The organism is Pseudomonas sp. RL_5y_Pfl2_73 (genome assembly GCF_963970515.1).
GTDB lineage: Bacteria > Pseudomonadota > Gammaproteobacteria > Pseudomonadales > Pseudomonadaceae > Aquipseudomonas.
This window is the reverse complement of sequence record NZ_CAXAPD010000018.1, coordinates 41,040-58,809: the sequence shown is the minus strand read 5'-3', so window position 1 is coordinate 58,809 and position 17,770 is coordinate 41,040. Positions and strand designations below refer to the sequence as shown.

Sequence of the window (17,770 nt, the reverse complement as noted above, 5' to 3'; positions counted from 1 at the left end):
AAGATCGCAGCCTCGTTGCACTCGTCAGCTCCTACAGCCCCAACCACTTCTGCGACAACCGCTCCAGCCTTCCATCATCCTTGATACGCGTCAGGGCGTTGTCCAGGCTGGACTTGAAGGCCGGGTTGCCCTTCTGGAACGGAATCACCAGGCTCGGCGCCGGGTCGTTCTTTTTTTCTGGCTGGAATGACTGCGCCATGACCAACGGGCGTGGCGTCTCATCCTTGCTCGCCAGCAGTTGTGCATCCGGATGGCTGTAAGCAGCACTGAGATCGAAACGTTCCGCCAGTTCCGGGGTCATTGCTATGTGGTTGATGGCGACGTCGTACTTGCCGCTCTCCACCCCGCTCATCAGGTCCCCGGCATCAGTGACCACGAAGTCGGGGCGTACATCGAGCTCACTGGCAAGCATTTCGCCCAGTTCCACTTCGAAACCGGTGAGTTTGCCGTCTTCCTTGAAGTTGAAGGGCGCGGTGTTGGCCTCGAGGGCAATGCGCAGTTCGCCACGGTCATTGATGTCATCGATCAGTTCGGCATGAGCCAGGGGACTCAAAAGGGGTAGCAGGCAAATCAGGCCAGGCAGAAAGCGCATGGTCACTCCTTTGTATTTAGCGACGCCCGTTTCAGCCGCGCTTTGCTATGGTTGTTGCAAGCTTTGACAACGATTGGTCATGAAGTTGTCATGGCCAGGCGGATTTCATGGAAAAACTGGAGAAAAAAATGCAAAGCTTTATGTCTCGTGCCACGTTGGCCGGCCTGTTATTGGGCGCCTCGATGCTGGCAACCGCCGCGACCTCGGCACCCGAAGGTGCAAAAGTGTTCATCGTTTCCCCGGCAGACGGCGCCACCGTCGCCCAAGAGTTCACGGTCAAGTTCGGCGTCAAGGAGATCGCCCTGGCCCCGGCCGGCGATGTGACCAAAAATACTGGCCATCACCATTTGCTCATCGATGTCGACAAACTGCCTGCCGCTGGCGCGCCGATTCCAAACGACGCCAACCACATGCACTTCGGCAAGGCATAAACCCAGGCCGACATCAAACTGGCCCCGGGCAAGCACACCTTGCAATTGATCCTGGGTGACAGCGGCCACATGCCGTTCGATCCGTCGATCGTGTCCGAGAAAATCACGGTAAACGTGAAGTAACAGCCCTGGCCGACACACCACCACCCTTCAGGGTTTTGATGTTGCGTCAGGCAAAAAAAACGGGAGTCCCTTGCGAGGCTCCCGTTTTTTATTGCAAGCCAGGCCTGCTTAGAACAACACGCGGCAACGAATGGTGCCATTGATGTGCTGCAGCTTCTCTTGCGCCAGGTCCGAGTATTCGGCGTCGACGTCGATCACGACGTAGCCGACTTTCTCGTTGGTCTGCAGGAACTGACCGGAAATGTTGATGCCGTTTTCGGCGAAGACCTTGTTGATCTCGCTCATCACACCCGGGATGTTTTCGTGGATGTGCAGCAAGCGGTGCTTGCCAGGGTGTGCCGGCAGGGCCACTTCCGGGAAGTTCACCGACGATACCGACGTACCGTTGTCGCTGTACTTGACCAGTTTTTCCGCCACTTCCAGACCGATGTTGGCCTGGGCTTCAGCGGTGGAACCGCCGATGTGCGGGGTCAGGATCACGTTGTCCAGGCCACGCAGCGGGCTTTCGAAGATGTCGTCGTTGGAGCGTGGCTCCACCGGGAACACGTCGATGGCGGCGCCAATCAGGTGCTTGTCCTTGATCGCGTCGGCCAGGGCGTCGAGCTTGACCACGGTGCCGCGAGCGGCGTTGATCAGGATCCCGCCCTTCTTGATGGCGCGGATTTCCTTCTCGCCGATCATCCACTGGGTGGCAGCGGTTTCCGGCACGTGCAGGGTCACGATGTCGGCCATGCCCAGCAACTCGTGCAGGTTGTTGACCTGGGTAGCGTTGCCCAGGGGCAGCTTGGTCACGGTGTCGTAGAAGAACACCTGCATGCCAAGGCCTTCAGCCAGTACCGACAACTGGGTGCCGATCGAGCCGTAGCCGACGATACCCAGCTTCTTGCCACGGATTTCGAAGGAGTTGGCCGCACTCTTGATCCAGCCGCCACGGTGGCAGGAAGCGTTCTTCTCAGGGATGCCGCGCAGCAGCAGGATCGCTTCGGCCAGCACCAGTTCGGCAACGGAACGGGTGTTGGAGTACGGCGCGTTGAACACCGCGATACCGCGCTCGCGCGCCGCGTTGAGGTCAACCTGGTTGGTGCCGATGCAGAAGCAGCCGACCGCCACCAGTTTCTTGGCGTGATCGAAGACCTCTTCGGTCAATTGGGTACGGGAGCGAATGCCGATGAAGTGAGCATCGGCGATCTTTTCCTTGAGCTGGGCTTCCGGCAGAGAACTGGTGATGTACTCAATGCTGGTGTAGCCCGCCGACTTGAGGACGTCGACAGCCGATTGGTGGACGCCTTCGAGAAGAAGGAACTTGATCTTGCTCTTATCGAGAGAAGTCTTGCTCATCTGCGTAAACCTGTGTCCCGGAGAAAAATGGCAGGGAATCGGACAGCGCATGCTGGCCCGACCGGCATGACAGCCGTCGCCGCAGAACAGCCGTTGGGCACTACGCTGCGGGGCCGGTATGCTAGCATACGCACCCCGCTAAACACTCATTCCTGCGACGTGAAGCGTTCTCAGGATGACCATGAATTGTTCGAGAGTTCTGTCGATGACCAATCCTGCCCTGATAGATGAGCTGAAGACCCTGGTTGAGCCTGGCAAGGTCCTGACCGATGCCGACTCCCTGAACGCTTACGGCAAGGATTGGACCAAGCATTTTGCCCCTGCGCCTTCGGCCATCGTCTTTCCCAAGACCACCGAACAGGTCCAGGCCATCGTGCGCTGGGCCAACGCACACAAAATCGCGCTGGTGCCATCGGGCGGACGTACCGGGCTTTCCGCCGCAGCCGTGGCGGCCAACGGCGAAGTGGTCGTGTCGTTCGACTACATGAACCAGGTGCTCGACGTGAACCTCACCGACCGCACCGCGGTCTGCCAGCCTGGCGTGGTTACCGAACAACTGCAGAACAAGGCCGAAGAACATGGCCTGTACTACCCGGTAGACTTCGCTTCGGCCGGCTCGAGCCAGATTGGCGGCAATATCGGCACCAATGCCGGCGGGATCAAGGTCATTCGCTACGGCATGACCCGCAACTGGGTGGCGGGCATGAAGGTCGTCACCGGCAAGGGTGACCTGCTGGAGCTGAACAAAGACCTGATCAAGAACGCCACCGGCTACGACTTGCGGCAGCTGTTCATCGGCGCCGAGGGCACCCTGGGCTTCGTGGTCGAGGCCACCATGCGCCTGGACCGTGCGCCGAAAAACCTCACCGCCATGGTGCTCGGCACACCGGACTTCGATTCGATCATGCCGGTGCTGCACGCCTTCCAGGGCAAGCTGGACCTGACCGCCTTCGAGTTTTTCTCCGACAAGGCCCTGGCCAAAATCCTCGCTCGCGGCGACGTGCCCGCACCGTTCGAAACCGAGTGCCCGTTCTACGCGCTGCTGGAATTCGAAGCCACCACTGAAGAAGTCGCCAACCACGCCCTGGAAACCTTCGAGCATTGCGTGGAGCAAGGCTGGGTGCTGGACGGCGTGATGAGCCAGAGCGAAACCCAACTGCAGAACCTGTGGAAGCTGCGCGAGTACATCTCCGAAACCATCTCCCACTGGACGCCGTACAAGAACGACATCTCGGTGACCGTCTCGAAAGTTCCAGCATTTTTGCAGGAAATTGACGCGATCGTCGGCGAACACTACCCTGACTTCGAAATCGTCTGGTTCGGCCACATCGGTGACGGCAACCTGCACCTGAACATCCTCAAGCCGGAAAGCCTGAGCAAGGATGAGTTCTTCGCCAAATGCGCAACCGTGAACAAGTGGGTCTTTGAAACCGTCGAGAAATACAACGGCTCGATTTCCGCCGAACACGGCGTGGGTATGACCAAGCGCGACTACCTGACCTATAGTCGTTCGCCCGTGGAAATCGAGTACATGAAAGCCGTGAAGGCGGTATTCGACCCGAACGGCATCATGAACCCGGGCAAGATTTTCGCGGTTTGACGCCTAAAAACACCTGATGAATCCCTGAAGCAGGAGTCGGTAATGAGCTATCAGCACCAGTATGTCGACGGCACACGTATTCACTTCCCGGTAGGGAAAGTGGTGTGCATTGGCCGTAACTACGCCGAACATGCAAAGGAACTGGATAACCCGGTGCCCACCGAACCCTTGCTGTTCATCAAGCCGGGCAGTTGCGTGGTGCCGCTGGAAGGCGGTTTCAGCATTCCTGCCGACCGTGGCTCGGTGCACTACGAGGCGGAAATCGCCGTGCTGATCGGCAAACCGCTGTCGCCACGCCCAAGCGCCGAGGAAGTGCTGGACGCCATCTCCGGCTTCGCCCCGGCCCTGGACCTGACCCTGCGGGACAAGCAGGCCGAACTCAAGGCCAAGGGCCTGCCCTGGGAAGTGGCCAAGTCCTTCGACGGCGCGGCAGTGCTCGCCCCGTTCGTGTCGAGCGGCACCTTTGCCGACCTGACCGATATCGCCGTTCGCCTGACCATCAACGGCGAAGTGCGCCAGGACGGCAACAGCAGCCTGATGCTCAACCCCATCGTGCCGATGATCCAGTACATGGCCGGCTGTTTCTCGCTGCTGGCTGGCGACGTGATCCTCACCGGCACCCCGGCGGGCGTCGGGCCGCTGAATGCAGGCGACGAACTGATCCTGGAACTGCCCGGGGCGAGCCGCTTCGAAAGCAGCGTTCGTTAAAAACGCAATGCTGACCTCACTGTGGGAGCGAGCCTGCTCGCGATAGCGGTCTATCCGACACATTAATGTTGGCTGACACACCGCTATCGCGAGCAGGCTCGCCCCCACAGGTATATATGGCGCATATCCGATCATTTACCGTTTTTTTCACATGTCATCCGGATAATTCCGGGGAATGCGGCATCTGAGCCAACACCCCCTAGCCGAATTCTCTGGAACGCATTCCCCGATGGCCAAAACCCAAGCACTGCCTGCTGCCAAACCTGCCCGCCGCTCCCGCTTCGCCCTGCCCTGGTATGCCTGGTCGCTGCTGGCGGTGGCCGCTGCCTATGGCCTGACGTTTGCGATGCATTGGGACGACCGCGGCCTGCTTTGGCTATCGGAACACTTCCAGAGCCCGGCCCAGCGCCAGGAGAGCATCTGGTTGCCGGACTACCGCGCCGTAATCGACGCCAAGCCACTACCCGGCATGGAGAAGGACGAGGCGTCCGATGTGACCTACAACCCGCAGACCAAGACCTTGTTCGCCGTCATGGGCAAGTACCCGTTCCTGGTGGAACTGACCCTGCAAGGCGACGTGCTGCGCAAGATGCCCTTGGTGGGCTGGAACAACCCCGAGGGCGTGGCTTATATGGAAAACGGCCTGCTGGCCATCACCGACGAACGAAATCACACACTGACCATCGTCCACGTTGATGCCGATACCCGCGAACTGAACAATGCCGACTTCCCCCACTATGATCTCGGCCCATCCAAGAACCAGAACAAAGGGTTCGAAGCGATCGCCTGGGACCCGCGCAACCAGCAACTGGTGCTCGGAGAGGAACGCCCACCCGCGCTGTTCACCTGGAAAAGCGATGGCAGCCAGTCGCTCAAGGGCGACAAGCAGAGCCATGCCAGCCATGAACTGGACCTGCGCAACCTCTCGGCACTGGCGATCGACCCGCGCAGCGGTCACATGCTGGCACTTTCCGCCGACTCCCATCTGCTGCTGGAACTGGACGAAAAAGGCGAACAGGTCAGCTTCATGACCTTGCTGGGCGGCCTAAACGGATTGAAAGACACAATCCCTCGTGCCGAAGGCGTCACCGTCGATGAAGCCGGCAATCTGTACATGGTCAGCGAGCCGAATCTGTTCTATCGTTTCGAAAAACAGCGCTGACAGCACTAACTCTGTAGGATAAATCCTCCTTCGTTGTAGGGTGTGGCACACAGCCATTAAGCTTCAGTTCAGGCATCCGTGGTATTTCCACGCACCTGTTCTTATCCGAGCCCACCCCAACATGCGTCGACTCGCCCGCTCCAAAACCTTGATCCTGATACTGCTGGCGCTGGCGCTGATCTTTCTGATCGCCGCCGGCCAACATCTGCGCCTGTTCGAACGCGCCTGGTTCAACCTCAACACCCTCTGGAGAACCACCAGCGAACAGGCCATCGCCCTGGATCAATACCGGGTTACGGTCGAAGCGCAGGTGATCGACGGCCTGGACGATGACGTTTCAGCGCTGACGTTCGATCCGATCCGCAAGAGCCTGTTCACCGTCACCAATAAAAATGCCGAGCTGATCGAGTTGTCGCTGGACGGCAAGATTTTGCGGCGCATCGCCCTGATCGGCTTTGGCGATCCGGAGGCGGTGGAATTCATCAGCGAAGACATCTACGTCATCACCGACGAGCGCCAGCTGCGCCTGATCAAGATTCACCTGGAGGACGACACCCAATTCCTCGACGCCGCCGAAGCCGAACAGATGACCCTGGGCGTGCACATGAGTGGCAACAAGGGGTTCGAAGGGCTGGCCTACGATTCGGTGGGCAAACGCCTGTTCGTGGCGAAGGAACGCGACCCGATGCTGATTTATGAAGTGCATGGGTTTCCCCACCACAATCCAGAAAAGTCCTATGCAGTCCATGTGATCAACAACCCCAAGCGCGATGCCAGGCTGTTCGTACGCGACCTCTCAAGCCTGCAATACGACGAACGCAGCGGCCATTTGCTGGCGCTGTCCGAGGAGTCGCGGTTGATTATCGAATTGGATATCGACGGCCGGCCGTTGAGCACGCTGTCGCTGAGCAAAGGCCGCCAGGGCCTGCAAAAAAACGTGCCCCAGGCCGAAGGCCTCGCCATGGACGACGATGGCAACCTGTATCTGGTGAGCGAGCCGAATCTGTTCTACGTGTTCAAGAAACCGCAGTCTTGATCCACTCACTCCGACCCACCACAAAAACCAATGCGGGAACGGGCAAGCCCGCTCCCACAGGGTTCGAGCTCTGATCAATAAATGACCAGCTCCGGGCTTACTCAGCCCGCAGGGTCTTCACCCCTTCAGGGGTCCCCAGCAGCAGCACATCCGCAGGACGTGCAGCGAACAAACCGTTGGTGACCACGCCCACGATGGCGTTGATCTGGCTTTCCAGCTCCACCGGGTTGGTGATCTGCAGGTTGTGCACGTCCAGGATGATGTTGCCGTTATCGGTCAGCACGCCTTCGCGATACACCGGGTCGCCGCCCAGCTTCACCAGTTGGCGGGCCACATGGCTGCGGGCCATGGGAATGACTTCCACCGGCAATGGGAACGCGCCGAGCACCGGCACCAGTTTGCTGGCGTCGGCGATGCAGATGAAGGTCTTGGCCACGGCCGCGACAATCTTCTCGCGAGTCAGGGCCGCGCCGCCGCCCTTGATCAGGTTCAGGTGCGCGTCGCTTTCGTCGGCGCCGTCAATGTAGAACTCCAGATCGCTCACGGTGTTGAGCTCGTACACCGGGATCCCGTGGCCCTTGAGACGCGCGGCGGTTGCTTCGGAGCTGGCGACCGCGCCGTCGAATGCGCCCTTGTGTTGCGCCAGCGCGTCGATGAAGCAATTGGCCGTAGAGCCGGTGCCAACCCCGACGACGCTCTTGTCATCCAGCTTCGGGAGGATGAGGTCGACGGCGGCCTGGGCCACGGCCTGTTTGAGTTGATCCTGGGTCATGCGGGCTCCGAAAGCGGGCAGGAAGTAAAGAGGGGGGCGAGTATAACCCAACAAAACCTTGGGATTCGTGTGGTCGCCCAGCTAAAAGCCGGGTTAGACTCCTTGGCCCTGCCCAACCCGCTCAGTGATGCTTTCCGATGCTTGAACAGTACGTCAAAAAGATCCTCACCTCGCGCGTTTACGACGTTGCCGTAGAAACCCCGCTGCAGACCGCTCGCCAGCTCTCCGAACGGCTGGGCAACAGCATCTTGCTCAAGCGCGAAGACTTGCAGCCGGTGTTCTCGTTCAAGATTCGCGGGGCCTACAACAAGCTGACCCAGCTCAGCGACGAAGAGCGCGCACGCGGCGTGGTCACGGCTTCGGCGGGCAACCACGCCCAGGGCCTGGCCCTGGCGGCCAAGGTGCTGGGCGTCAAGGCCACCATCGTGATGCCCAAGACCACCCCGGAAATCAAGGTCGAAGGCGTGCGCTCACGGGGCGGCAAAGTGGTGCTGCACGGTGACTCGTTCCCCGAAGCCCTGGCCTATTCGCTGAAACTGGTCGACGAAAAAGGTTACGTCTACATCCACCCGTATGACGATCCCCACACCATTGCCGGGCAGGGCACCGTGGCGATGGAAATCCTGCGTCAGCACCCGGGGCGCCTGGATGCGATTTTCGTCCCGGTGGGCGGTGGCGGGCTGATTGCCGGGATCGCGGCCTACGTGAAATACCTGCGCCCGGACATCAAGGTCATCGGCATCGAGCCGGACGACTCCAATTGCCTGCAAGCGGCCATGGCGGCTGGCGAGCGCGTGGTCCTGCCGACCGTGGGGCTGTTCGCCGACGGCGTCGCCGTGGCGCAGATCGGCCAACATACCTTCGATATCTGCAAGCACTACGTGGACGAAGTCATCACCGTCAGCACCGACGAGATATGCGCAGCCATCAAGGACATCTACGACGATACCCGCTCGATCACCGAACCTGCCGGCGCCCTGGGCGTGGCAGGAATCAAGAAATACGTCGAGTCACGGGGCATTAGCGGGCAGACGCTGGTGGCCATCGACTCCGGTGCCAACGTCAACTTCGACCGCTTGCGCCACGTTGCCGAACGCGCGGAACTGGGCGAGGGCCGCGAAGCGATCATCGCCGTGACCATCCCCGAGAAGCCGGGCAGCTTCAAGGCGTTCTGCGAAGCCGTCGGCAAGCGCCAGATCACCGAATTCAACTATCGCTACAACACCGGCAGTGAGGCGCACATCTTCGTCGGCGTGCAGACCCACCCGGAAAACGACCCGCGCAGCGCGCTGATCGCCAGCCTGACCGATCAAGGCTTTCCGGTGCTGGACCTGACCGACAACGAGCTGGCCAAGTTGCACATTCGCCACATGGTGGGCGGGCATGCGGCCCATGTCATCGACGAAGTGGTGCTGCGCTTCGAATTCCCGGAACGCCCGGGTGCGCTGTTCAACTTCCTCAACAAGCTGGGCGGGCGCTGGAACATCTCGATGTTCCACTACCGCAACCATGGCGCGGCGGATGGCCGTGTGGTCGCCGGGCTACAGGTGCCTCACGATGAGCGCCACCTGGTGCCGGCCGCCCTGGAAGAAATCGGCTACCCGTACTGGGATGAAAGCGATAACCCGGCCTATCAACTGTTCCTCGGTTGATAAAGCCGGGCTAGGCTGTGAGCAAGACTTAAGGAAGATCCAACAATGGAAACATTGACTGCGCTGAAGATCGCTCACGGCATCGCCACCGTACTGCTGCTGGCGGGCGCCCTGGGGTTGGCCGCCTGGGTCTGGCGCACGCGCCGCAACGGCGATGCCACGGCGGCCGCGCGGACGTTGCAACGTCCGCGGCTGTTCATCTGGCTGGTGATGATCCTGGCACTGGCGAGCCTGCCCTTCACGGGCTGGTGGATGGTGCATCAGGTCGGCTGGCCGCTGGGGCAGACGTGGCTGTTGGCTTCCAGCGTGCTCTACACCCTGGCGGCGCTGGCGGGGGCCTGGCTGATGGTGCGTTTGAACGCGTTGCGCAAGACGCCGGGAGGTAGCGGGAAGTTTACCTTTGCCTTGGCGCTGTTCAGCGTTGTCTGCTTTATCGCCATTGCGGGATTGATGGGCGCAAAGCCGGTTTAAAACACTGCCTAGCAAGGCTTGCCCGCGATTGGCTTACACGATAGGTCTGAAACCCTGTGCGGCGCAGGTGCGGACGCCATCGCGAGCAAGCTTAGCTCCCACAGTCAATTGCGCAACGAAATCACCGGCCAACCCCGCTTCTGGGCCTCGGCCCGAAGATTCGGATCCGGATCCACCGCCACCGGATGCGTCACCACCTCCAGCAGCGCCAGGTCATTCATCGAGTCACTGTAGAAATAGCTGCCATCGAGCGAATGCCCGGTCTCTTCCAGCCAACGGTTCAGCCGGGTCACCTTGCCCTCGCGAAAGCACGGGACATCAGTGCTGCGCCCGCTGTAGCGCCCGTCGATCATTTCGCACTCGGTGGCGATCAGGGTTTCGACCCCTAGGCGCTCGGCAATCGGCCCAGTAACGAAGCGGTTGGTGGCGGTAATGATGACCAGCTTGTCGCCGGCGTCACGGTGTTTTTCCAGCAATTCGATGGCCTGGGGCAACACGATCGGCTCGATGCAGTCGCGCATGTAATCCAGGTGCCACTGGGCCAGCACGTGCATTTCGGTACGACCGAGGATTTCCAGGCAAAAATTCAGGTACTCGGCGTTGTCGAGCTTGCCGGCCAGGTAATCCTGGTAGAACTCGTCATTGCGCGCCTTGTACGTGACAGCGTCCAGGAAACCGCGCTCGCACAGGTAATCGCCCCACGCGTGGTCGCTGTCGCCGCCCAGCAATGTGTTATCCAAGTCGAATAAAGCCAGCCGCATTGCAGTTACTCGCTGAAAAATCTGAAGAAAGGCGTCCAGAATACGGACTTTTCACAAACGTGCACATAAGGTGGTGGCCTGTGTGGTGAGTTCGTTGGTTCAAATTCGGATGTCAGAAGTGCCTGGTCAAGGCGTTGCGACGAGTCATAGCCCGCTATGGCGAGGAGCAACAACACAGGCCAGGCGCTTCTGGCGCCGAAGTTGACCAACAGAACTAACTACACAGGCCACTGCGCAGGCTCGTTGCTGCTTTCACAACCTTTGTGGAACAATGCGGCGACATGCGTTTGCGAGGTTGTTGCCGTGATCGACCCCGATGGTTTCCGCCCCAATGTGGGGATCATTCTTACGAATGATGCAGGGCAGGTGCTATGGGCTCGCCGTATCAATCAAGACGCCTGGCAGTTTCCCCAGGGCGGGATCAACCCCCAGGAGACGCCGGAAGAGGCCTTGTACCGCGAGTTGAACGAAGAAGTGGGGCTTGAGCGAGAAGATGTCGAAATACTCGCCTGCACCCGAGGCTGGTTGCGCTATCGTTTGCCTCAACGCTTGGTCAGGACACACAGCCAACCGCTGTGCATCGGCCAGAAGCAGAAATGGTTTCTCCTGCGCCTGATCTCCAACGAGCAGCGGGTGCGGATGGATTTGACCGGTAAACCGGAGTTCGATGGCTGGCGCTGGGTCAGCTATTGGTATCCGTTGGGCCAGGTGGTGACATTCAAGCGCGAAGTGTACCGACGCGCTCTCAAAGAGCTTGCCCCGCGCCTGCTGACGCGCGACTGACGACGGAGTTCGACCCCGAGCCATGCTCAATACGCTGCGCAAGATCGTCCAGGAAGTTAACTCCGCCAAGGATCTCAAGGCGGCGTTGGGGATTATTGTATTGCGTGTCAAAGAGGCCATGGGCAGCCAGGTCTGCTCGGTCTACCTGCTGGATCCCGAGAGCAATCGTTTCGTGCTGATGGCCACCGAGGGCTTGAACAAGCGCTCCATCGGCAAAGTCAGCATGGCCCCCAATGAAGGCCTGGTCGGTCTGGTCGGCACGCGCGAAGAACCCCTGAACCTCGAAAACGCCGCGGATCACCCGCGTTACCGCTACTTTGCCGAAACCGGCGAAGAACGCTACGCCTCGTTCCTCGGGGCCCCCATCATCCACCACCGCCGCGTTGTCGGCGTGTTGGTCATCCAGCAAAAAGAACGCCGCCAGTTCGATGAGGGTGAAGAAGCCTTCCTCGTGACCATGAGCGCGCAACTGGCCGGGGTGATCGCCCACGCCGAGGCCACCGGTTCGATCAGCGGCCTGGGTCGCCAGGGCAAGGGCATCCAGGAAGCCAAGTTCGTCGGCGTACCGGGTTCACCGGGCGCGGCGGTGGGCACGGCGGTGGTCATGTTGCCGCCCGCCGACCTGGACGTGGTGCCGGACAAGGCCATCACCGACATCGACGCCGAACTGGGGTTGTTCAAGACCGCCATTGAAGGCGTGCGCGCCGACATGCGCGCCCTGTCGGCCAAGCTGGCGACGCAACTGCGTCCTGAAGAGCGCGCGCTGTTCGACGTTTACCTGATGATGCTCGACGATGCCTCCCTGGGCAGCGAAGTGACCACCGTCATCAAGACCGGCCAGTGGGCCCAGGGCGCACTGCGCCAGGTGGTGACCGACCACGTAAACCGTTTCGAACTGATGGACGACGCTTACCTGCGCGAGCGGGCCTCGGACGTCAAGGACCTTGGCCGCCGGTTGCTGGCCTACTTGCAGCAAGAGCGCCAGCAGACCCTGGTCTACCCCGACAACACCATCCTGGTCAGCGAAGAGCTGACCCCGGCCATGCTCGGCGAAGTGCCCGAAGGCAAGCTGGCGGGGCTGGTCTCGGTATTGGGTTCGGGCAACTCCCACGTGGCGATCCTGGCCCGGGCCATGGGCATCCCGACGGTGATGGGCCTAGTGGACCTGCCGTACTCCAAGGTCGACGGCATCCAGATGATCGTCGATGGCTACCACGGCGAGGTCTACACCAACCCCAGCGACGTGCTGCGCAAGCAGTTTGCCGATGTGGTCGAGGAAGAAAAACAACTGTCCCTGGGCCTGGATGCGCTGCGGGACCTGCCGTGCGTGACACTCGACGGCCACCGCATGCCACTGTGGGTCAACACCGGCCTGCTGGCCGACGTGGCCCGGGCGCAGAAACGTGGCGCCGAAGGTGTGGGCTTGTACCGCACCGAAGTGCCGTTCATGATCAACCAGCGCTTCCCCAGCGAAAAGGAACAGCTGGCGATCTACCGCGAACAACTGGCCGCGTTCCACCCGCAACCAGTGACCATGCGCAGCCTGGACATCGGCGGCGACAAGTCCCTGTCCTACTTCCCGATCAAGGAAGAGAACCCGTTCCTCGGCTGGCGCGGTATTCGCGTGACGCTCGACCACCCGGAAATCTTCCTGGTCCAGGCCCGCGCCATGCTCAAGGCCAGCGAAGGCCTGAACAACCTGCGCATCCTGTTGCCGATGATCTCCGGCACCCATGAACTGGAAGAAGCCCTGCACCTGATCCACCGGGCCTGGGGCGAAGTACGCGACGAAGGCACCGACGTACCGATGCCGCCGGTTGGCGTGATGATCGAGATTCCGGCAGCGGTGTATCAAACCAAGGAACTGGCGCGGCAGGTGGACTTCCTGTCGGTGGGCTCCAACGACCTGACGCAATACCTGCTGGCCGTTGATCGCAATAACCCGCGGGTCGCGGACCTGTACGACTACCTGCACCCGGCGGTGCTGCAAGCCCTGCAGAACGTGGTGCGTGACGCCCATGCCGAAGGCAAGCCGGTGAGCATCTGCGGCGAAATGGCCGGCGACCCGGCGGCGGCAGTGCTGTTGATGGCGATGGGGTTCGACAGTTTGTCAATGAACGCCACCAACCTGCCGAAAGTGAAGTGGATGCTGCGCCAGATCAACCTCAGCAAGGCCCAGGAATTGCTCGCGGAAGTGATGACCATCGACAACCCACAAGTGATTCACAGCTCCTTGCAACTGGCGCTGAAGAACCTTGGGTTGGCGCGGATGATCAATCCGGCCTCGAACAAGACCCTCTGACCGTTCAACGAGCATTTGTGGCGAGGGAGCTTGCTCCCGCTGAGCTCTGTAGGAGCTGGCGAAGGCTGGGGCCGCGTTCGGACGATCTTTTGATCTTTCGTTTGAGATTCAAGTGTCAGGGGAGAGATCGCAGCCTCGTTGCACTCGACAGCTCCTACACAGCTTCTACACAGTCCCTACAGGGCTGAATCAAATGTGCAGCGCCACCTCCCCCAAATGCCCCCCATGGGGCCCGAAACTGCGCTCGACCATCTGCCGCGTCCCGTCGGCATGGACAATCAACACCGTACTGGCCCGCGTCCCGTAAGCCGGGCTGGCGATGAACACACTCGATAGCAGCATTTCGGTCGCCACTCCCACCCCCGTATCAGGCAGCTCAGCCACCGGCGCAGGCTGCGGGTCATTCAGCAGCGCAAGCAGTGCCTGGGGCTGCGGATCGTCCAGCACCTCGCTCAGCGCCGCGCGGGCCTTGAGCAACTTGGGCCATGCCGTGTTCAGCCCAGCGTTCGACAAGCCATAGACCCCCTCGTCCAACCGCTGCGCCTGGGCATCGCGAGCGTTGTGGTGCCACAGTTCGACGCCATCGCCGAGCAGCAGGTTGAACCCTCCATACTCGCTGGCGCGGGGCACGACTTCGCTCAAATACTCGACAATCGAAAGATTCCCGGTCAGGAACCGCGCCACCAGTTCGCCGCGGGACTTGAAAGCCGGTAACTGGCCCGGGTCACGAATGTTGGTCAGCGCCGCAAAGCGCCCCTCGGCGCCAATGCCGAGCCAGGTGCCGCCGGCCTCCAGATCGCGACCGGCATGCACATGGGGCGCATCAGGCCACTGGGCCAGGGGCAAGGTCGGCCGGGCATAGAACTCGTCGCGGTTGGCCGCCACGATCAGTGGCCGGGCATGGCCGGGTCGCCAGGAAAATACGATCAGGCACATCAGGTCGTCCTGTTAAAAATGCCAATCACCAAATAAGGCTCGCACAGGGCTCTGTAGGAGCTGGCGAAGCCTGCGATCTTTTGATCTTTTGATCTTTCGCTTGAGATTCAAGTGTCTGGGGAAAGATCGCAGCCTCGTTGCACTCGACAGCTCCTACACAGCTCCTGCGGGTGCAGTCGAGCTTGCTCCTTCGCCACAACATCTGTTCACCACTCTACCCACACATCGCCCTCGCATCCATCACCTTCAGTGGAGCCTGGGACCCTGGATCCGTTACCATGCCGCTCTTATTTCAGGGATGGACGGGGAGACGCTGGTGGAATTTGTGCTCTATCTGCTGCTCGGCGCCTGCGCCGGCGTGCTGGCCGGGTTGTTCGGTGTGGGGGGCGGGATCATCATTGTCCCGGTGCTGGTGTTCAGTTTCACCCTGCAGGGTTTCGACCCGCAGGTGTTGACGCACCTGGCCGTTGGCACGTCGCTGGCATCGATCATCTTCACCTCGGTCAATGCGGTGCGCGAGCATCAGCGCAAAGGCGCGGTGCGCTGGCCGGTGTTCGCCTGGATGACCGTCGGCATCCTGATCGGTGCCGGATTCGGCGCGATCACCGCCGAAGCGATTTCCGGCCCACACCTGCAAAAGATCATCGGCGTGTTCGCCCTGATCGTTGCCGTGCAACTGACCCTGAACTTCAAGCCCAACGCCAGTCGCAGCGTACCAGGCAAGGCCGGACTGACCCTGGCCGGCACGGTGATTGGCTGGGCCTCGGCGATTTTCGGCATCGGTGGCGGTTCGCTGACCGTGCCGTTCCTGACCTGGCGCAGCGTACCGATGCAGCAAGCGGTCGCGACCTCATCGGCCTGCGGACTGCCCATCGCCGTGGTCAGCGCGCTAAGTTTCATGATTCTGGGCTGGCACGATCCACTGCTGCCGGCCCATAGTCTCGGTTTTGTGTATTTGCCCGCGCTGCTGGGCATCGCCCTGACCAGCATGGTCTTCGCCCGCTTCGGTGCGCGGCTGGCCCATCGCCTGTCACCGCGCTTGCTCAAACGGCTGTTCGCCGGCTTGCTATTGTGCGTAGGCTTGAGTTTTCTGTTCTGACGCAATCCTGGTTTAATCCCGAGGTGGCAGCGTCACCCGGGTATTTTTGACGTTTACGAGGAGTATCAATGCTGCCTTACCCGCAGATCGATCCGGTGGCCCTGGCCATCGGCCCGCTGAAAATCCACTGGTACGGCCTGATGTACCTGGTCGGCATCGGCGGCGCCTGGTTACTGGCGTCGCGTCGACTCAACCGTTTCGACCCGACCTGGAACAAGGAAAAACTCTCCGACCTGGTGTTCTGGCTATCCATGGGCGTGATCGTCGGTGGGCGCCTGGGCTACGTGCTGTTCTACGACCTGAGTGCGTACCTGGCCAACCCGACACTGATCTTCGAAGTCTGGAAGGGCGGCATGTCGTTCCACGGCGGGTTCATCGGCGTGATGCTGGCGGCGTTGTGGTTCGGCAAGCGCAACAACAAATCGTTTTTCGAGCTGATGGACTTCGTCGCGCCGATGGTGCCGATCGGCCTGGGTGCCGGGCGCATCGGCAACTTCATCAATGCCGAGTTGTGGGGCAAGCCGACCGACGTGCCATGGGCGATGATCTTTCCGCCGTTCAGCGACCCGGCGCAGTTGCCGCGCCACCCGTCGCAGCTTTATCAATTCGCCCTCGAAGGCGTGGCACTATTCCTGATTCTCTGGCTGTTCTCGCGCAAGCCGCGGCCAACCATGGCGGTGTCGGGCATGTTCGCGCTGTTCTATGGCATCTTCCGTTTCATCGTTGAGTTCGTCCGCGTCCCGGACGCCCAGCTCGGCTATCTGGCGTGGAACTGGCTGACCATGGGTCAGGTGCTGTGCCTGCCGATGATCATCGGCGGCCTGGCGCTGATCTGGCTGGCTTATAATCGTGCGCCGGCTGCGGCGGCCAAGGTTTAAAATTCGAACCCGGGGCGCAGGCCTCAGGTTCAAGGACACAGGTAATCCATGAAGCAATATCTCGATCTGGTGGCCGACGTCATCGAGCACGGCACCCGACAAGCCAACCGCACGGGCGTCAATACCATCAGCCTCCCCGGCGCCATGCTGCGCTACGACCTGAAGAAAGGCTTCCCGGCCATCACCACCCGCAAAATGGCCTTCAAATCAGCCATCGGCGAGATGTGCGGCTTCCTCCGTGGCGTGAACAACGCCGCCGAATTCCGTGCCCTGGGCTGCAAGGTCTGGGACCAGAACGCCAACGAAAACGCCCAGTGGCTGGCCAACCCGTTCCGCCAGGGCGAAGACGACCTGGGCGAGATCTATGGCGTGCAATGGCGCAAGTGGCCAGCCTACAAACAGATCCCCCTGAGCAACCCGGCGGCCATCGAGCAGACGCTGGCCCTGGGTTACCGGCAGATCGCCGAAGGCGAAGAAAACGGTCAGGCCTACGTGGTGCTGTACAAGGCCATCGACCAGGTGCGCCAGTGCGTCGACACCATCATCAAGGACCCGGGCAGCCGGCGCATCCTGTTCCACGGCTGGAACTGCGCCCAGCTTGATGAGATGGCCCTGCCGCCGTGCCATCTGCTCTACCAGTTCCACCCGAATGTCGAGACCAAGGAAATTTCCCTGACCCTCTACATCCGCTCCAACGACCTGGGCCTGGGCACGCCGTTCAACCTCACCGAAGGCGCCGCGCTGCTGAGCCTGATCGCTCGCCTGACCGGCTACACGCCGCGCTGGTTCACCTATTTCATCGGCGATGCCCACGTCTACGAAAATCATCTGGATATGCTTAAGGAGCAACTCACGCGCGAGCCGTTCCCGATGCCCAAGCTGGTGATTTGCGAGCGAGTGCCGGAGTTTGCCAAGACCGGCGTGTACCAGCCTGAGTGGCTGGAGTTGGTGGAGCCGAGCGACTTCACCCTCGAAGGCTACCAACACCATGCGCCGATGACCGCGCCGATGGCGGTCTAGAAAATACTATTGTTGATTGCCTCCACACCCTGGGTGGCGGCGATCAATTTAAGCCTAGACTTAATACTCACGCTCCGGGCTGGGAACGAATTTGAGGGAAGATACA

General features: G+C 60.9%; 16 protein-coding genes and 1 pseudogene. 12 read left to right on the top strand and 5 right to left on the bottom strand.

Annotated elements, in window-relative coordinates; all coding sequences use genetic code 11:
• Positions 1 to 31: 31 nt before the first annotated feature.
• Positions 32 to 592, bottom strand: a complete 561-nt coding sequence (locus AACY42_RS18085) for a transporter substrate-binding domain-containing protein (RefSeq protein WP_339481381.1) — start codon at positions 590 to 592, stop codon at positions 32 to 34.
• Positions 593 to 720: 128 nt separating this feature from the next.
• Here AACY42_RS18085 and AACY42_RS18080 point away from each other — a divergent pair.
• Positions 721 to 1,146: pseudogene (locus AACY42_RS18080) on the top strand (DUF4399 domain-containing protein).
• Between the two features lie 108 nt (positions 1,147 to 1,254).
• Here the strand turns inward: AACY42_RS18080 and serA are convergent.
• Complete coding sequence (gene serA, locus AACY42_RS18075; RefSeq protein ID WP_339481380.1) at positions 1,255 to 2,484, bottom strand: phosphoglycerate dehydrogenase; 1,230 nt, start codon at positions 2,482 to 2,484, stop codon at positions 1,255 to 1,257.
• Positions 2,485 to 2,689: 205 nt separating this feature from the next.
• Between serA and AACY42_RS18070 the strand changes: the two genes are divergently transcribed.
• The 4 genes from AACY42_RS18070 to AACY42_RS18055 all read left to right on the top strand — a co-directional run bounded on the left by AACY42_RS18070 (position 2,690) and on the right by AACY42_RS18055 (position 6,990).
• Positions 2,690 to 4,084 (top strand): FAD-binding oxidoreductase, encoded by a 1,395-nt coding sequence (locus tag AACY42_RS18070; protein ID WP_339481379.1) that lies wholly within the window; start codon positions 2,690 to 2,692, stop codon positions 4,082 to 4,084.
• A gap of 42 nt (positions 4,085 to 4,126) precedes the next feature.
• A complete protein-coding gene (locus AACY42_RS18065) occupies positions 4,127 to 4,792 on the top strand; it encodes a fumarylacetoacetate hydrolase family protein (RefSeq protein ID WP_339481378.1) in 666 nt (221 codons plus the stop codon).
• A gap of 229 nt (positions 4,793 to 5,021) precedes the next feature.
• Positions 5,022 to 5,954, top strand: coding sequence for an SdiA-regulated domain-containing protein (locus tag AACY42_RS18060; protein WP_339481377.1), 933 nt, complete (start codon positions 5,022 to 5,024; stop codon positions 5,952 to 5,954).
• A gap of 121 nt (positions 5,955 to 6,075) precedes the next feature.
• Complete coding sequence (locus AACY42_RS18055; RefSeq protein WP_339481376.1) at positions 6,076 to 6,990, top strand: SdiA-regulated domain-containing protein; 915 nt, start codon at positions 6,076 to 6,078, stop codon at positions 6,988 to 6,990.
• Between the two features lie 97 nt (positions 6,991 to 7,087).
• On the opposite strand, the gene rpiA is transcribed toward AACY42_RS18055, so the two are convergent.
• Entirely contained in the window at positions 7,088 to 7,762 is a 675-nt protein-coding gene (gene rpiA, locus AACY42_RS18050) for a ribose-5-phosphate isomerase RpiA (RefSeq protein WP_014336005.1), read from the bottom strand.
• Between the two features lie 137 nt (positions 7,763 to 7,899).
• Here rpiA and ilvA point away from each other — a divergent pair, with 137 nt between their 5' ends.
• Together ilvA and AACY42_RS18040 are read left to right on the top strand one after the other, a co-directional pair.
• Complete coding sequence (gene ilvA, locus AACY42_RS18045) at positions 7,900 to 9,414, top strand: threonine ammonia-lyase, biosynthetic (RefSeq protein ID WP_339481374.1); 1,515 nt, start codon at positions 7,900 to 7,902, stop codon at positions 9,412 to 9,414.
• Positions 9,415 to 9,459: 45 nt separating this feature from the next.
• Complete coding sequence (locus AACY42_RS18040; RefSeq protein ID WP_339481372.1) at positions 9,460 to 9,885, top strand: DUF2269 family protein; 426 nt, start codon at positions 9,460 to 9,462, stop codon at positions 9,883 to 9,885.
• A 104-nt stretch (positions 9,886 to 9,989) separates the two neighbouring features.
• On the opposite strand, the gene AACY42_RS18035 is transcribed toward AACY42_RS18040, so the two are convergent.
• A complete protein-coding gene (locus AACY42_RS18035) occupies positions 9,990 to 10,646 on the bottom strand; it encodes an HAD family hydrolase (RefSeq protein ID WP_046065246.1) in 657 nt (218 codons plus the stop codon).
• A gap of 303 nt (positions 10,647 to 10,949) precedes the next feature.
• On the opposite strand from AACY42_RS18035, the gene AACY42_RS18030 reads away from it, so the two are divergent.
• Positions 10,950 to 11,429, top strand: a complete 480-nt coding sequence (locus AACY42_RS18030) for an RNA pyrophosphohydrolase (RefSeq protein ID WP_003186867.1) — start codon at positions 10,950 to 10,952, stop codon at positions 11,427 to 11,429.
• Between the two features lie 22 nt (positions 11,430 to 11,451).
• Complete coding sequence (gene ptsP, locus AACY42_RS18025) at positions 11,452 to 13,731, top strand: phosphoenolpyruvate--protein phosphotransferase (RefSeq protein WP_339481369.1); 2,280 nt, start codon at positions 11,452 to 11,454, stop codon at positions 13,729 to 13,731.
• Between the two features lie 189 nt (positions 13,732 to 13,920).
• Here the strand turns inward: ptsP and AACY42_RS18020 are convergent, their stop codons facing one another.
• Entirely contained in the window at positions 13,921 to 14,667 is a 747-nt protein-coding gene (locus AACY42_RS18020) for an NRDE family protein (RefSeq protein WP_339481367.1), read from the bottom strand.
• A gap of 316 nt (positions 14,668 to 14,983) precedes the next feature.
• On the opposite strand from AACY42_RS18020, the gene AACY42_RS18015 reads away from it, so the two are divergent.
• The 3 genes from AACY42_RS18015 to AACY42_RS18005 all read left to right on the top strand — a co-directional run bounded on the left by AACY42_RS18015 (position 14,984) and on the right by AACY42_RS18005 (position 17,664).
• The gene (locus AACY42_RS18015) at positions 14,984 to 15,766 is read left to right on the top strand and encodes a sulfite exporter TauE/SafE family protein (protein WP_339481366.1); all 783 of its coding nucleotides are present in this window, start codon (positions 14,984 to 14,986) and stop codon (positions 15,764 to 15,766) included.
• A gap of 68 nt (positions 15,767 to 15,834) precedes the next feature.
• Positions 15,835 to 16,644 (top strand): prolipoprotein diacylglyceryl transferase, encoded by an 810-nt coding sequence (lgt, locus tag AACY42_RS18010; protein ID WP_339481365.1) that lies wholly within the window; start codon positions 15,835 to 15,837, stop codon positions 16,642 to 16,644.
• Positions 16,645 to 16,692: 48 nt separating this feature from the next.
• Positions 16,693 to 17,664 carry a thymidylate synthase gene (locus tag AACY42_RS18005; RefSeq protein ID WP_339481363.1) on the top strand — a complete coding sequence of 324 codons (972 nt, stop codon included), beginning with the start codon at positions 16,693 to 16,695 and terminating at the stop codon, positions 17,662 to 17,664.
• Positions 17,665 to 17,770: the final 106 nt, after the last annotated feature.

What these genes read in the sequence shown, in the direction of transcription:
- AACY42_RS18070 (WP_339481379.1), top strand. Translation starts at nt 2,690, where the DNA reads ATGACCAATCCTGCCCTGATAGATGAGCTGAAGACCCTGGTTGAGCCT.
- AACY42_RS18085 (WP_339481381.1), bottom strand. Translation starts at nt 592, where the DNA reads ATGCGCTTTCTGCCTGGCCTGATTTGCCTGCTACCCCTTTTGAGTCCC.
- ptsP (WP_339481369.1), top strand. Translation starts at nt 11,452, where the DNA reads ATGCTCAATACGCTGCGCAAGATCGTCCAGGAAGTTAACTCCGCCAAG.
- AACY42_RS18065 (WP_339481378.1), top strand. Translation starts at nt 4,127, where the DNA reads ATGAGCTATCAGCACCAGTATGTCGACGGCACACGTATTCACTTCCCG.
- AACY42_RS18005 (WP_339481363.1), top strand. Translation starts at nt 16,693, where the DNA reads ATGAAGCAATATCTCGATCTGGTGGCCGACGTCATCGAGCACGGCACC.
- AACY42_RS18035 (WP_046065246.1), bottom strand. Translation starts at nt 10,646, where the DNA reads ATGCGGCTGGCTTTATTCGACTTGGATAACACATTGCTGGGCGGCGAC.
- serA (WP_339481380.1), bottom strand. Translation starts at nt 2,484, where the DNA reads ATGAGCAAGACTTCTCTCGATAAGAGCAAGATCAAGTTCCTTCTTCTC.
- ilvA (WP_339481374.1), top strand. Translation starts at nt 7,900, where the DNA reads ATGCTTGAACAGTACGTCAAAAAGATCCTCACCTCGCGCGTTTACGAC.
- lgt (WP_339481365.1), top strand. Translation starts at nt 15,835, where the DNA reads ATGCTGCCTTACCCGCAGATCGATCCGGTGGCCCTGGCCATCGGCCCG.
- rpiA (WP_014336005.1), bottom strand. Translation starts at nt 7,762, where the DNA reads ATGACCCAGGATCAACTCAAACAGGCCGTGGCCCAGGCCGCCGTCGAC.
- AACY42_RS18055 (WP_339481376.1), top strand. Translation starts at nt 6,076, where the DNA reads ATGCGTCGACTCGCCCGCTCCAAAACCTTGATCCTGATACTGCTGGCG.
- AACY42_RS18020 (WP_339481367.1), bottom strand. Translation starts at nt 14,667, where the DNA reads ATGTGCCTGATCGTATTTTCCTGGCGACCCGGCCATGCCCGGCCACTG.
- AACY42_RS18060 (WP_339481377.1), top strand. Translation starts at nt 5,022, where the DNA reads ATGGCCAAAACCCAAGCACTGCCTGCTGCCAAACCTGCCCGCCGCTCC.
- AACY42_RS18040 (WP_339481372.1), top strand. Translation starts at nt 9,460, where the DNA reads ATGGAAACATTGACTGCGCTGAAGATCGCTCACGGCATCGCCACCGTA.